This window comes from Bacteroidota bacterium (assembly GCA_038746285.1).
Classification (GTDB): Bacteria; Bacteroidota; Rhodothermia; order Rhodothermales; family JANQRZ01; genus JANQRZ01.
Map to the genome: position 1 here is coordinate 1 of JBCDKT010000076.1, position 14,142 is coordinate 14,142.

Consider the following 14,142-nt stretch of genomic DNA (forward strand, 5'->3'; position numbering starts at 1 on the left):
GAGCCTGGGCGGGATCGCCATCGCCATCGGCGTGATGGTCGACGCCTCGCTCGTCATGGTGGAGAACGCCCACAAGCACATCGAGCGGGCGCGCGAGGCCAAGCGCGCCGCGGGCGGGGCGGGCGACGGCGCCGCGCCCTCGGGCGACCCGCCCGCGCTGGCGGACTCGGAGCGCGTCCGTGCGGTCATCGAGGCGGCCAAGGAGGTCGGGCCGTCGCTGTTCTTCGCGCTCCTGATCGTGACGGTGAGCTTCCTGCCGGTCTTCACGCTCGAGCAGGTCGAGGGCCGCCTCTTCCGGCCGCTCGCGCTCACGAAGACGTTCTCGATGGCGGCGGCCTCGGTGCTCGCGGTCACGCTCGTCCCGGCGCTCATGGTCGCGTTCGTCAAGGGCAAGATCCGGAGCGAGGCCCAGAACCCCGTCGCCCGCGTCTTCCTCCGGGCCTACCGGCCCGTCATCCGCGGAACGCTCCGTCACCCGAAGGCCGTGCTGCTGGTGGGGTTCTCGCTCCTGTTCGCGACACTTCTCCCAGTCCAGCGGCTTCTCCTGGGCGAGACCTACGTGCCGTTCCCCCAGATCGGGTCCGAGTTCATGCCGCCCTTGTGGGAGGGCGACATGCTCTACATGCCGACGACGCTCCCCGGGGTGTCCCCTCAGGAAGCGAAGGAGGTCCTTCAGCAGACGAACCGCATCCTCGCCACCTTCCCCGAGGTCGAGCGCGTGTTCGGCAAGGCCGGCCGCGCCGAGACGGCGACGGACCCGGCCCCGCTCTCGATGCTCGAGACGACGATCATTCTCCGGCCCGAGAGCGAGTGGCGCGACGGCGTCGACCGCGACAGCCTCACGCGGGCGTTCGACGCGGCCATCCGGTTTCCCGGCCTCACGAACGCCTGGACCATGCCGATCAAGACGCGGATCGACATGCTCGCGACCGGCATCCGCACGCCGGTCGGGGTCAAGATCGCCGGCGAGGACCTGGAGACGCTGGAGCGGCTCGGCCAGCAGGTCGAGCGGGCGGTCTCGGCGCTGCCGGGCACGCGGAGCGCCTTCGCAGAGCGGGTCATGGGCGGGAGCTTCCTCGACGTCGAGGTCGACCGGTTCGCCGCCGCCCGCTACGGGCTCACGTCGGGCGACGTCCAGGACGTGCTCCAGGCGGCCGTCGGTGGCATGACCGTCACGACGACCGTCGAGGGGCTCGAGCGCTACGGCGTCAACGTCCGCTACCCGCGCGGCCTCCGCGACGACCTCCCGGCGCTCCGCCAGGTGCTCGTGCCGACGCCCGGCGGCGCCCAGGTCCCGCTCGGCGAGCTGGCGACGTTCCAGTTCGTCGACGGGCCGCCGATGGTGAAATCCGAGAACGCCCGCCCCAACGCCTGGGTCTACGTCGACCTGGACGAAGGCGCCGACGTCGGGACGTACGTCCAGGACGCCCGCGCGGCGGTCGAGGCGGCCGTGGACTTGCCCCCCGGCTACTCGATCCGGTGGAGCGGGCAGTACGAGTACATGGAGCGGGCCAACCGCCGCCTCGCGGTCCTCGTCCCGATCACGCTCGCCGTCGTGTTCCTCCTCCTGTTCCTCCACTTCCGGAGCGCGGAGGAGGCGCTGCTCTTGATGATCCCGCTCCCGTTCGCGGTCGTCGGCGCCGTCTGGCTCATGCTCGCGCTCGGGTTCAACTTCTCGATCGCCGTCGGCGTCGGGATGATTGCGGTAGCAGGTCTTGCGGCCGAGACCGGCGTGGTGATGCACGTCTACCTCGACGAGGCCGTCGCGCGCTACCGCGAGCGCGGGTGGCTCACGAGCGTCCCGCGCCTGAAGGCGGCCCTGGAGGAGGGCGCCGTCGACCGCGTCCGGCCGAAGCTGATGACCGTCTTCACGACGATCCTGGGCTTGACCCCAGCCATGATCGGGACTGGGACGGGCGCCGAAATCATGCAGCGGATCGCCGCGCCGATGGTCGGCGGGCTCGTGACCTCGACGGTCCACACGCTCATCATGATCCCGGCGCTCTACGCCGTCGTCCAGGGCCGCCGCCTCCGCCGCCAGCTCCGCGACGAGGCCGGTGGCGACAGCCTCCCGGCCTCTGGCGACCTCGCGCTCGAGCCTCGGGCGCCAGAGGCCCGCGCTCACGACGCCCCGCCCGCGCCATGACGCCGCTCCGCACTGCGGCCGTCGTGGCTGCCCTCCTCGTCTCGGGCTTCACCGCCGAGCGCCTGACCTCGCAGGACCGAGCGCTCGGGTCCCCGCCAGAGGCCCCGGTCCCACCTTTGGCGGAGGCCCCGGCGCCGCGCGTCGATGGCGCGCCGCGAGAAGGTCTGCCGCCAGAGGCCCCGGTCACGCGCCGTCTGCCGATGGGGCCGGTGCAGGGTCCCGTGAGCTCGCCGTTCGGCCCGCGCGTCCATCCCGTCTCGGGCCTCGTGCGCCACCACAACGGCGTCGACATCGCGGTCCCCGCCGGTACGGCCGTGTGGACCGTCGCGCCGGGTACGATCCGGAGCGTCGGCCGCCAGCGCGGCTACGGGCTCGTCGTCGAGGTCGACCACCCGAACGGGATCGGAAGGAGGGGACCCGGCTCGCCCGTCCGTACGCGCTACGCCCACCTGGCTTCTGTCGACGCCGCGCTCCGGCCCGGGCTCCGTGTCGCGCGCGGCGTCGCCCTCGGCGCCAGCGGGGGACGCCCCGGGCGCGACGGCGTTTCGACCGGCGCCCACCTCCACTTCGAGGTCCGCGACGCCGACGGCCGCCCGCTCGACCCGGCCCTCGTCGTCCGCCTCCCCCACGCGCGTGAGAGCGGGCCCCTGTGGACGGGCCGCGCCTCACGCGCCTCCGACGCTCCTTCGCCACCCCCGCCGCCTGTGCCGGACGCCACGACCGCGGACACCGCCCGTGCAGACGCTGACGCCGCCGGGTCCGAACTCCCCGACCTCGTCCTCCCCGACTACCCCTCGCTCCCCGCGATTCACTCCTCAACACCCCAAGCACCATGACCCGCTCTTTCCCCCGCCGCACCGCCCTCGCGGTTCTCCTCGCCGCCCCGCTCACCCTCGCCGCCTGCGCCGACGGCGCGGACGAGCGACCCGACACGCCCGAGACAGTCGCCGAGGCCACCGGCGAGACGCACACCATGCCCGACGGCACCGAGATGGATGGCGCCGAGCACGAGCACATTGCCTCCGCCGACGGAGAGGCCGCCTCGCCCGAGATGGTCGACGGCGTCCAGGTCATCGAGATCGAGGCCGGGCGGATGGGCTACCAACCCCGCCAGATCGCCCTCGAGGCCGGCGTCCCCGCCCGCCTCGTCTTCACGCGGACCGTCGAGGGCGAGTGCTCGTCCCAGATCACGATCCCGGCCTACGACGTCCCGACCACGGACCTCCCCCTCGGCGAGCCCGTCGCCGTCGAGTTCACGCCGGCGGAGGCTGGCGAGGTCGAGTTCGTCTGCGGCATGGACATGCAGCGGGGCACGATTGCGATCGCCTCCTAGGCCCGTGAGACCGGACGACCACCCAGAACCGAGCGCCTCCGATGTCGCCGAGCGGGACCGCCTGCTGACGGCGGCCCACGCGCTCGGGCTCCCCGTCCCCGACGCGCTGGTGACGGCCCCACTCGGCGCGGTGCGCCGCGCCGTCCGCCAGCGCGCAGAGGCCCGGCTCGTGGCGGTCGAGGCCCAAACCGCCACGCTTGAGCGGGACCGTGCCGTCCTCGCCGGGCTCCTCACCGACGCCTCTGGCGATGCCTGACGCAGCCCCCGACCCCTGGACCGACCGCGTCCGAGCGGTCTACGACCGGACGGCGAGGGGGTACGACCTCGCGCTCGCGGCCCTCGCCGGGGTCGGCTTCCGGTCTGGCGCCTACCGGCGCCACGCCGTCAGGGCGCTCGGCGTCCGCCCTGGCCAGACTGTCCTCGACGTCGGGTGTGGGACGGGCCGCAACCTCCCGCTCCTCGCCCGCGCCGTGGGGGAGCAGGGGCGTGTCGTCGGCCTCGACGTCTCCTCGGGCGCCCTCGGCCGCGCCCGCCAGCGGACGCGCGGGCTGCCCCAGGTCGAGCTGGTACATGCCGACGCGCGGTTGGCCGACCTCGGCACGCCCGACCGCGTCCTCGCCACGTTCTCGCTCTCGATGATGCCGGACCCCGAGGCCGTCATCGCGCGCGCCGTCGGATCTCTCGCCGAGGGTGGGCGAATCGCCGTACTCGACTTCCGCATCCCCCGCCGCTGGCCGGGGCTCGTCCAGCGGGCGGCGTTCGCCGTCGCCGCCCCGCTCGGCGAGACGTGGGAGATGGCCCGCCGCGACCTCCGCCCCGCGCTCTACCGCCACGCGCCCATAGACACCGACCGCTCGTTCTTCTTTGGCGGCGTCTACCTCGGCGCCGGCGCACCCCCACTCCCATGACACGCAACACCCGCTTCGCTCTTTGGTCCGCCGCCCTTCACGGCGCCTGGGAGTATGCCCAGTGCCCCCCGTTCTACGACATGACGGGCCTGCCGGAGTCCAAGCACGACGCGCTCATGGCGGCGGCCACCGCCGGCGACGTCGCGATCAACTTCGGGGTGTCGGCCGTCGCCGAGCGCCTCGTCGGCCGCCAGCCCGTCCGGCGTCTTTCGCCCGCCGGGACCGCCGCACTTGTAGGCGTCGGGTTCGTGGCGGCCGTCGGACTCGAATGGGCCGCGCAGCGCCTCGGCCTCTGGCGCTACACCGACCGGATGCCGACAGTCCGCGTGGCCGGCTACGACGTCGGCCTGCTCCCCATCGCCCAGGTGACGGCGTTGCCAGCCCTGTCGGCGTGGGCGGCGAAACGCAGGGATATGACTACCTGACAAGGATTTAAGGCGACGGACAGGTTCGGCACAGGGAGCCCGGAGCACCTTCCGCGCTCCCCCCGAACCGCGTATGGACGCCGCCGCCTCGCGCGTCGCCAACCTCGACCTGCTCCGCGCCGTCGCTATCGCGCTCGTCGTCCCCGTCAACATGGTCGGCGAGGGCATCCTCGATGTCGGTCCCGGAGCGGCCCGCGTGTTCGAGTCGGGATGGATCGGCGTCGACCTCTTTTTCGTGCTCTCAGGCTGGCTCGTCGGCGGGCTCTACTGGCGCGAGCTCGGCCGTTACGGCGATGTCGAGGTCGGCCGGTTCTGGGCGCGGCGCTGGCTCCGCACCATCCCGCCCTACCTCATCGCGCTCGTCGTCGTCTGGGGCCTCCGCGACGTGTTCACGGCCGACGCGGACCCGTTCGACTGGCGCTACCTCGTGTTCGCCCAGAACTACACCGGGATGCCGTACTGGGGCGTGAGCTGGTCGCTCTGCATCGAGGAGCACTTCTACCTCGGGCTCCCGCTTGTGCTCGGACTCGCGCGGCGCGTGCGAGGCGGCGTGCCGCTCGCGCTCGGCGCCGCGGCGCTCCTCTCGCTCGTGGCCCGCGTGCTCACGGTCCCCGATGGCGCTTCGCCGTGGGGCCTGCACTACACGGCGACCCACATGCGGCTCGAAGGGCTCGCGCTCGGCGTCGCTGCGGCCCACGTGTACTACCGGAGGCCCGAGCTCTGGCCCCGGCTCCGACGATCGGGGCGGGCGCTCGCGCTCCCCGGCCTCGCGTTCGTCGCCTCAATCCCCTGGCTTCCGCCCGACGTCGCCAACCGGTTCGCGTACTCGGGCGTGGCCGTCGCCTTCCTGGCCGTCGTCGTCGTCCTCGCCGACCGGCGCCCCGTCGTGTTCGCCGCCTCGTCCTTCGTCCGCGGCGCCGCGCTCACGTCGTACAGCGTCTACATGACGCATACGGTCGCCCTCGACGTGTACCGGCGGCTCGTCATCGACTCTTTTCCGAGTGTCCCCGTAGCGGTCCACGTCGTGGCGTCGCTCGTCGCCGTCGGGGCCGTCGGCGCCGCGTTCTACCACGTGGTCGAGCGCCCGACGCTCCGCCTCCGGCGACGCCTGGCCCCCCGGCGCTCCGACGTGCCCTCGCCCGCCCTCGCGTCTGGGTACGGTGAGATCCACGAATCCAAACATGCCTGACGCATGCAGGCCGTCGCTTCAAACTGGCGTCGCCAACGATGCCGGCGCTCTCAGCAACTGGACGACGGAGAGCCGTGACGACCTGGCTCTCGATCCAGACGCCAGGTCGTTAACAATCGCGAACCAGTATCTCTTCGATGACTCGCATCGTCCGCCGCTACGCCCGCATTGTCCGCCGCAGCGTCTACACCGTGCTCGGCATGGACCTCGCGGCGCGCCGCGAGGTCGCGCTGCCCGTTTTGTGGCTCGGCTCCGAGTACGGCTCGTTCGGTGTCTGGGGCGAGCCCCTCGGCCCTGACAGCGTGGTCTACTCGGCCGGCGTAGGAGAGGACATCTCGTTCGACATCGAACTGATCGCAGCATACGGCGTGCAGGTGGAGGCCTTCGACCCGACGCCCCACTCGGTTGCCTGGGTCGAGGAGCAGGAGTTGTCCACCGCGTTCCGCTTCACGCCCGTTGGTGTGGCGGGCGCCGACGGCGACGCCAAGTTCTTCCTCCCGGAGAACCCTGAGGTCGAGATGTCTGCGGCCATTGGAGGGCACGCCACGACGGGCAAGGAGACCGCTTGGCTGCCGGTGAGGCGTATCGGGACGCTGATGGCCGAGCGTGGCCACACCTACATCGACGTTCTCAAAATGGATATAGAGGGTGCGGAGTACGACGTGATCGAGGATGTGCTCGCCAGTGAGTTGGACATCGGGCAGGTGCTCGTCGAAGTTCACCATTTTCTTGGGACCATGTCGGAGCGGCGCGCACTCACCGAGCGCACTCGGCGACTTCGCTCGCAGATGTACGCTGCCGGTTACCGCCTCTTCGCTGTGTCGGACCTGGGCCACGATTATTCATTCGTTCACACCGATCTCTTGACCCGGCACCGCAGTCGTGGACGCCGCGTTTCGGCCCGCCGGGTCTAGCTGCGAGCCTCCTGGATCGGTAAGACCGGCATCTACTTTCTCGATCTGTGTTCGCGACGGATCACAGCCCCCTAGGTCGTTCGCCATCGCGGCAGATTAAAAGGGGGGGACCCGGCTGATCCAAAGGCTCCGCTGATTGGAAAAATACTCCGCTGTATGAAAGGGGCTTGGGGGTTAAGGAGGGTGAGGACGAGTGCGGCCAGCCGCGATGCCGGGCCGATGGGCGAGCCCGTCAACGCGGCGGGCCGGAGCCCACCGGGGAGTGTCCCGGGCCGTGGCTCCGCACCATCAGCCAACTGGATAACCCGTGGCTCCCTCTGCATCTCACGTCGCCTCACGGGCGACGAACAACCCGGTCGAGCAGCTCGACCTCTTCGCCCTCCTCGCACCCAAGATCGCCCACCTGGGCACGGCTCTCCGCAAGCCGCGGGCCGAGGTTCACCCGATCCGACAGCCCACCTCAGCGTGGCCCTTCGTGAACGCCCAGCCTCTGGCGGTCGGAACCGCCGGTGTGGCAGCCCAGACCGGCGCGCTTACAGCGTCCGTGTTCGACGCCTATCGCCCGAGCGTTCGGGTCCCCGGCGCGTGCCCGCACCCGACGCGGCTCGTCGAGTCGTCCGCGATGGCGGCGGCCAGCGCGCCGCAGAGCGACTATCGCCCGACGTTGCCCGAGCACCTCGTGGCTCAGGGCATCCTCTCGGACGCACAGCTCGAAACCGTGTCGCGCGCGGGCGCGGCGCACGCCGAGCACCTTCCGGGCAGCGGGGAGGAGGCTGGACCGAGACAGGGGTTCTTTCTCGGTGACGGAACCGGAGTGGGGAAAGGCCGCCAATCTGCGGCGATCATCCTCGACAACGTGCTCCAGGGCCGCCGCCGGGCGCTCTGGGTGTCCGAGAACCGCAACCTCATGCGCGACGCCGTCCGCGACTGGACCGCGCTCGGCGGCCCGGTGGACTTCGTCTTCGACCTGGGTGCTTGCAAAGGACCCATCCAGCGAGCGGAAGGCATCTGCTTCGCGAGCTACGACACCCTCAAGGGCAAGCCCCGCGAACGCGACGGCGTGGAGTCCGGCATCGACCGGCTGGAGCAGGTCATCGCCTGGCTCTCGGGTAGGGGAGAGGAGTCCGAGTTCGAGGGCGTCATCGTCTACGACGAGTCGCACAACGCCAGTGCAGCCCTTGACACAGCGGGCGCCAGGGGCATTCGCAAGGCATCCCAGCGGGCACTGGCCGTCGTAGATCTGCAAGACCGGCTCCCTGACGCGCGCATCGTCTATGCGAGCGCGACCGGGGCCACCGAGGTGGCCAACCTCGCCTACGCCGCCCGCCTCGGGCTCTGGGGTCGCGGCACCCCGTTCCCGACCGTCGAGGCGTTCGTCGAGAAAGTCAGCGCGGGCGGGATCGCGGCGATGGAGTTGGTCGCCAAGGACCTCAAGTCGATGGGGCTCTACCTCGCCCGGAGTGTCTCCTACGATGGCGTCGACTACCGCACGCTCGTCCACGACTTGGAGCCGCACCAGGCCCAGACCTACGACCGCTGCGCCCAGGCGTGGCAAGTCGTCCTCCGCAACATCCAGGACGCGCTCGAAGTCACCAAGGCCGACAAGTGCGGCCGGGCGCGGGCCGCAGCCTACAGCCAGTTCTGGGGCGCCCACCAGCGGTTCTTCCTTCACGTGCTCGTGTCGATGAGCGCGCCAAGCCTGATCCGCGACATGGAAGCGCGGTTGGCGGCGGGCGAGAGCTGCGTGGTGCAGTTGGTGTCCACGATGGAGGCGGCGACGGAACGGGCCTACGCGAAGGCCGTCAAGAACGGCGACGACCTCCGGGACCTCGACGTGACGCCGAGAGACCAGCTCTTGCAGTTTGTCGAGGCCAGCTTCCCGACCACCCTCTACGAGGAATACCTCGACGACGACGGGCGCGTGCGCTCGCGGCCCGTCAAGAACGCAGCCGGGGACTTCGTACAGTCACGAGAGGCTGTGGCCGTGAGAGACCGACTGATGCTGGAGGTGGGGGCGGTGTCCGTGCCCCACGGCGTGCTCGACCAAGTCGTGGCCCACTTCGGACCCGACGCCGTGGCCGAGGTGACCGGCCGGGGACGGCGGTTCGTCACTAAGACCGTCAATGGCATTGAGCAGGTCGTCGAGGAGCGTCGGACACGCCGCACCTGCAACGCCGAGGCCGACGAGTTCATGGCGGGCAAGCGCCGCGTGCTCGTGTTCAGCCAAGCCGGGGGGACCGGCCGGAGCTACCACTCGGACCTTGCGGCCAAGAACCAGCAGCGCCGAGTCCTCTACTGCGTCGAGCCGGGGTGGTCGAGCGCGCGGTGCGTGCAGGGCATGGGCCGGGTCCACCGCGCCAACCAGGCGTGCCCCCCGGAGCTCGTGCTTGTTACGACCAACCTCAAGGCTCAGCGCCGCTTCCTCTCCACCATCGCACGGCGGCTCGACCAGCTCGGGGCGCTCACGAAGGGCCAGCGGCAGACGGCCAGCCAGGGGCTCCTGTCGTCCGAGTTCAACCTGGAGACGCCGCTCTCGCGGGCCAGCCTGCACAACTGGTTCGTGGACCTCTACCGGGGCGAGGGCCGGGCGGTCGCCTCGGGCGTCACGCCGACGCTTGTGGAGGAGCAAATGGGCATCAAGGTCCTGGACCAGGACGGTCAACTCAACGTGGGCGCGGTCCCCGAGGTGCCGAAGTTTTTGAACCGGCTCCTCTCGCTCCAGACGGGCGCGATGGATGCTGTGTTCGACTCGTGGTACGGCTACCTCGAAGAGGCTACTGAGGCGGCGCGAGAGGCGGGCACGCTCGACGTGGGCGTCGAGACGATCCGGGCCGAGCGCGTGGTCAAGACCGACGAGCGGCTCGTCTACACGCACGAGCGCTCCGGGGCGACCACGCAGGTCGTGACGCTCGAACTCACGCGGCGGACGGAGATCACGTCGTGGGAGGACATCTGGCTCCTCGCGAAGAAAGCGCAGCAGCTCGGGCAGTGGATCGGATTCGTGCAGAACCGCCGGAGCGATCAGCCCTACGCGCTCTTCCGGGCGGGGAGCCGAACCACGGAGACCGGACGCATCGTCGGCAGGCTTCGCAGGGTAGGTGTGCGGTCGAACCGACTTATGGACGAGACGGACCTGAACCCGAGAGGGAAGCGGACCGCCGACGGTCCGTCTGGAGTCCACCAGCCTATTCCGACGGACGAGGCGAAGCGGCTGTGGGCCGCAGGCGTCAACGCCGCGCCCGAGTTCACCACCGAGCCCATCCACCTCGTGACGGGGACCATCCTCCCCATCTGGGACCGGATCGCCGGGCACCCGAGGATCTACCGAGCACAGACTACCGTGGCCGGGGACCACGGCCCAGCGGGCGAGCGCATGATCGGCCGGGCCGTCATGCCGGAGCACCTGAGCGCGACGCTCAAGGCTCTCGGTGCCGCGGGCGACCGCGTGGACATCACACCCGAGATGCTGGCGGAGCGCCTCATGGCTGGCGCCGAGGCTGACCTCGCCAACGGCTGGCAGCTCCGCGTGCGCCGCGTGGCGAACGAGCCTCGGATCGAGCTCGTGGGGCCGGACTACTCCGCCATGCGCGAACTGGAGGCCGACGGGGTCTTCGCGGAGGTCCACGCCTTCCGTACCCGGTTCTTCGTCCCGACGGGCGAGAGAGCAGCGGAAGTCCTCAGGGCGGTGACGGAGCACCGGCCCGTGGTCGAAATCCAAGATGCTGCTCGCTACGGCGCGAGGCGCGCAGCCTGAGCCCGTCGCCGGGGCCGCTCTGCGATGGCGTAGAGCGGCCCCGACACTCGGCCGGAGGTCGCTCGGAAATCCTCTTTTCCGAGACTCATGTCGAGATCCATGCCCGGCCCTGGCGACTTCTGTCACGGGTGCAACCGATTGCTCTGCCGGTGTCAGCCCGAGCCCGATGTCGACGCGCACTTCGAGGCGTCGTACCAGGCGGGCTACGGAGCCTGCCTCGCCGACGGGTACTGCGAGCGTCCGATGACCGAGTGGGTCTACCTCACGGGCTCGCGGGTCACGTGGGACGCTGAGGCGAGGTGCCTCCGTCACCACATGACGCCGCTCCGGTTCGCCGGGCTCACCTGGCGAACCCACCACGCGAGCGCATGGGCCTACGGCCGGTGGTTCGAGCGCCAGTACGGCCACGACCTGGAGAGCTACCTCGTGGGCTACGACGACGCGGGGGCGGGCCTGCCGTCGGCCGTCTGCGACCCGCGAGCCCACGCGCGAGCCGAGGCCGCACTCGGTGCCTGCGAGCCAACCCCTGACCTCGACGAGGAGCCGGACGCCATGTCCATCCAGTCGCCGCCCGAGGCGGTCGGGGCCGACGACTGGATGCCGTTCTAGTCGCCGTCCCTAGCCCGCCATTGCGGCACAAGGGTACGGCTTCGGGGCCGACCTGAAGCCATCAGGCACGAGGCCCCTCGCGGGTCTTGCCGCGAGCGGCGGGACGCGGTCCTCCAGGGACCGCAGCCGTCCGCTCGTCCACCGCGACCGCGCCCATAGGGGGCGCGGCGCACCACCCAAGACCGGGGGAGGCCCCGATCCCCATGACGACTCATGCACTCGCTCATCGTTCGAGCCGACAGAACGGTATCCGTACACAGGCCGGGACACACATCCCCGCCGCCGATGTCCACGCGCGCCAGATCGCGCACGAGGCCGAGCGGTGGCTGGTGCTCGCGACCGAGCACACTCGGATGAAGCCCGGCACGCTGACGGCGAAGGCCTTCGGCGCCTGCGCGTTCAGCGTCCAGAGGGGCGCGTCGAGCCTGGCCGTGCCCTCGAAGCTCACTGGCACCTCGCGGCACCAGCCGAAGCTCCGCACGCTCGCGAGCGACGGAGTCCGGTGGGCGGCGCTCGACCTCGACGCGGTCGAGGACGGCCTGCTGGCGCGTCACGACGGCGCGCCGCTCGGGCTCGTCCAGTCCAAGCACCTCGGGTGGGTCTGCCCGCTCATCCCGTTCGGGCTCACGGTGTACCTGTCGCGCGTCACAGGCGATGGAAGGGGCCGTGGCTACCGGCTCGGGTGCAACATCGCCTTCGGTCACGTCGGGGAAGCCATACATCGACTGGCCGACGCCGCTAGCGGCGCGGGCGGAGACGGCGCCCCGACGGCGCCGCTCGTGGACGGCCGGAGCCCGCTCCGTCTCGTCGTGCCGGGTGAGGCTCGGCCTATCGGCATCCCTGTACTTCCCGAGTACAAGGCGCTGACGGGCGACGCGGAAGACGTCGTCCTGTGGCGCACCCTCGAAGGGGAGGCCCACGCCTCGGTTCCCCACGCCGCTCGGCATTCGCCAACGGGCATCGAATGGGGCTACGGCGGGTCCGGCCCTGCGGACCTCGCGCTGAGCGTGCTCCTCGCGCTCACCGACGAGAAGGCGGCGAACGCGCTCTACCACCGGTTCAAGCACGAGGTCATCGCCTCGGTGCCCGAGGACGGCGGCGTGCTTCGCGCAGCCGACGTCCGAGGGTGGGTCGAGAGAGCACGGGGGAGCACCTGCTGAGACGGCCGATTCGGCGCCGGAGGCCTCGGACCGGGGCCGCTCGCAGTGGCGAGGAGCGGCCCCGGCACCCGGTCGGACGCCGCCTCACATCCCAAGCACGGTATTCCCATGCCCACACGTCAAGCAGACGCAGCACAGGCTGCACGCCTTGAGGACTCACGTCCCATGCCCGAACAGAGAGCCGAGGCGAAGCGTCGGCTGCTGGCCGACATCGCTCTCGCGTTCTCGACCCCTGTCCTGCCCGACGACCCGTTCCCGAAGCGCGTCACGGGCCGGAACGCCCAGACGGCCGAGCGTCTCGCGGCGTGGGCCGACGAGACGCGAGAGGCGGCCGAGTCGCTCGTCGAACGGCTCCGCGAGACGCCCGACGACGCGCGCGTCCCGGGTCGCGCGAGCAAGCGTCTCCGAGGGTTCGCGCGCCAGTGGCGCCTCTTCGAAGCGTTCCGCCAGCTCCACGAGGCCCACCGGTGCCCCGGCCGCTTCCACCGGCTCCGCACGAAGGCCGACTTCATCGCGCTCTGCGACCGCCAGGCCGACTCGTCGGCGGCGGGCTACGGCGAGCGCCAGCGGCGCGTGCTCTCGAAGCGCGGGATCTCCCACCGGCACATCTGGGCCGAGGCCCGTCGCCAAGTGGCCGAGATCGGACTCCTGGACAACGACCCGAGTGCCGACCCCACTGCCGCCGTTTCGGGAGACGGTCTGGCTGCACCTGAGGAGGCGGTCTCGCTGAGAGTGACCTCTTGCTCGGAAGACGACGCGCCGGAGGTCACGCCAGAGGCCGCTACCGAGGGCACTACGGCAGGGTCGGCAGGGTGTGACCTCCCGGACGTCCGCCTGGACGCCGTCTGGACCCTGCTGCCCGGACTCACGAAGGCGAAACTGGCGGACGTCGTCAACCGCTTCGGGATCGGGCTGTGGGCGCAGTTCGGGGACCGGTTCTATTCCTCGATGCGGAAGGCGGAGATGCTGGACCACACCCGGCGCGTCGTGCGCCACCACGCCTGCCTCGACGCCGCCCTGCGGCTGACCGAGCGCCAGGTGGACGATCTCCACGACTGGATGCGCGGAGCCATCGCCGAGCGACACCAGCGGGACGCAGACCTCCACATCGCGGCGCGGCTCTTCGGTGACTTCCAGGCGAGCGCGGCGCTGAGTGCTGCCGGGTCCGGGCTCTCGCCCGACGCCTGGAATCGGTACCGCGACGCCGAACTCCGGCGGGTCGCGGCGTTCTGCTACCACCGGTTCTACGAGGATCGGTGTGCCCAGAGAACGGGCGAGTGACCGCCAGAGGCATCCTGTGTCGCCCGCGTGCCGCCGTCGGTGCGCGTGGCGGCGCGGGATGCGCCAGAGGCAGAAGATGCAGGGACGGACGGCGCGGGGCGCCGACGTGAGACCCTGCCGACGCCGCTCGGTCGGCGTCGGCAGGAGGGGGCGGGGTGTTGGCAGCGGTTTCTGGCAATCTAGGCGACGGCCGGACAGCGTCAAGGTCGTTCGCCCCGTGCTCGCGCTGCGACAGAAAACCCCCAAGGCGGGCGTCTTCGCCGCCCGGGGTTTTCCGACGGTCGCTCCGCGCGGGGGCGCTCCACCGCGGGCCGGGGCGGCCCTTTGACCCGAAGCGCGCCGGCGAGCGGCGCTGTCCGGCCTTACGCCTGCTGGCGGTGTGGCCGCTGGCTAGCGGGGACCACTCGGGAGATCGGAAGAGCA

12 protein-coding genes are annotated in these 14,142 nt (G+C 71.1%); all 12 read left to right on the plus strand.

Annotated elements, in window-relative coordinates; translation table 11 throughout:
- On the plus strand, positions 1 to 2,146 hold a 2,146-nt coding region (locus AAGI91_16475; protein ID MEM1044205.1), incomplete at its 5' end, for an efflux RND transporter permease subunit.
- A complete protein-coding gene (locus AAGI91_16480) occupies positions 2,143 to 2,982 on the plus strand; it encodes a M23 family metallopeptidase (protein MEM1044206.1) in 840 nt (279 codons plus the stop codon). The genes AAGI91_16475 and AAGI91_16480, both read left to right, overlap by 4 nt.
- Positions 2,979 to 3,479: a cupredoxin domain-containing protein gene (locus tag AAGI91_16485; protein ID MEM1044207.1), complete on the plus strand. Its 501-nt coding sequence runs from the start codon at positions 2,979 to 2,981 to the stop codon at positions 3,477 to 3,479. Before AAGI91_16480 ends, AAGI91_16485 begins: the two co-directional genes overlap by 4 nt.
- 4 nt (positions 3,480 to 3,483) lie before the next feature.
- Positions 3,484 to 3,735, plus strand: coding sequence for a hypothetical protein (locus tag AAGI91_16490; protein MEM1044208.1), 252 nt, complete (start codon positions 3,484 to 3,486; stop codon positions 3,733 to 3,735).
- On the plus strand, positions 3,728 to 4,387 hold the full coding sequence (locus AAGI91_16495) for a methyltransferase domain-containing protein (GenBank protein MEM1044209.1): 660 nt from the start codon (positions 3,728 to 3,730) through the stop codon (positions 4,385 to 4,387). The genes AAGI91_16490 and AAGI91_16495 overlap by 8 nt, the downstream gene beginning before the upstream one ends.
- Positions 4,384 to 4,812, plus strand: a complete 429-nt coding sequence (locus AAGI91_16500) for a hypothetical protein (GenBank protein ID MEM1044210.1) — start codon at positions 4,384 to 4,386, stop codon at positions 4,810 to 4,812. The genes AAGI91_16495 and AAGI91_16500 overlap by 4 nt, the downstream gene beginning before the upstream one ends.
- Before the next feature lie 73 nt (positions 4,813 to 4,885).
- Positions 4,886 to 6,001 carry an acyltransferase gene (locus tag AAGI91_16505; protein ID MEM1044211.1) on the plus strand — a complete coding sequence of 372 codons (1,116 nt, stop codon included), beginning with the start codon at positions 4,886 to 4,888 and terminating at the stop codon, positions 5,999 to 6,001.
- Positions 6,002 to 6,138: 137 nt separating this feature from the next.
- The gene (locus tag AAGI91_16510; GenBank protein MEM1044212.1) at positions 6,139 to 6,915 is read left to right on the plus strand and encodes an FkbM family methyltransferase; all 777 of its coding nucleotides are present in this window, start codon (positions 6,139 to 6,141) and stop codon (positions 6,913 to 6,915) included.
- Between the two features lie 307 nt (positions 6,916 to 7,222).
- On the plus strand, positions 7,223 to 10,669 hold the full coding sequence (locus AAGI91_16515) for a strawberry notch family protein (GenBank protein MEM1044213.1): 3,447 nt from the start codon (positions 7,223 to 7,225) through the stop codon (positions 10,667 to 10,669).
- Between the two features lie 138 nt (positions 10,670 to 10,807).
- Positions 10,808 to 11,278, plus strand: coding sequence for a hypothetical protein (locus AAGI91_16520; GenBank protein MEM1044214.1), 471 nt, complete (start codon positions 10,808 to 10,810; stop codon positions 11,276 to 11,278).
- A 203-nt stretch (positions 11,279 to 11,481) separates the two neighbouring features.
- Positions 11,482 to 12,438 carry a DUF6166 domain-containing protein gene (locus tag AAGI91_16525; GenBank protein ID MEM1044215.1) on the plus strand — a complete coding sequence of 319 codons (957 nt, stop codon included), beginning with the start codon at positions 11,482 to 11,484 and terminating at the stop codon, positions 12,436 to 12,438.
- Positions 12,439 to 12,603: 165 nt separating this feature from the next.
- Complete coding sequence (locus AAGI91_16530; GenBank protein MEM1044216.1) at positions 12,604 to 13,719, plus strand: hypothetical protein; 1,116 nt, start codon at positions 12,604 to 12,606, stop codon at positions 13,717 to 13,719.
- Positions 13,720 to 14,142 lie beyond the last annotated feature (423 nt).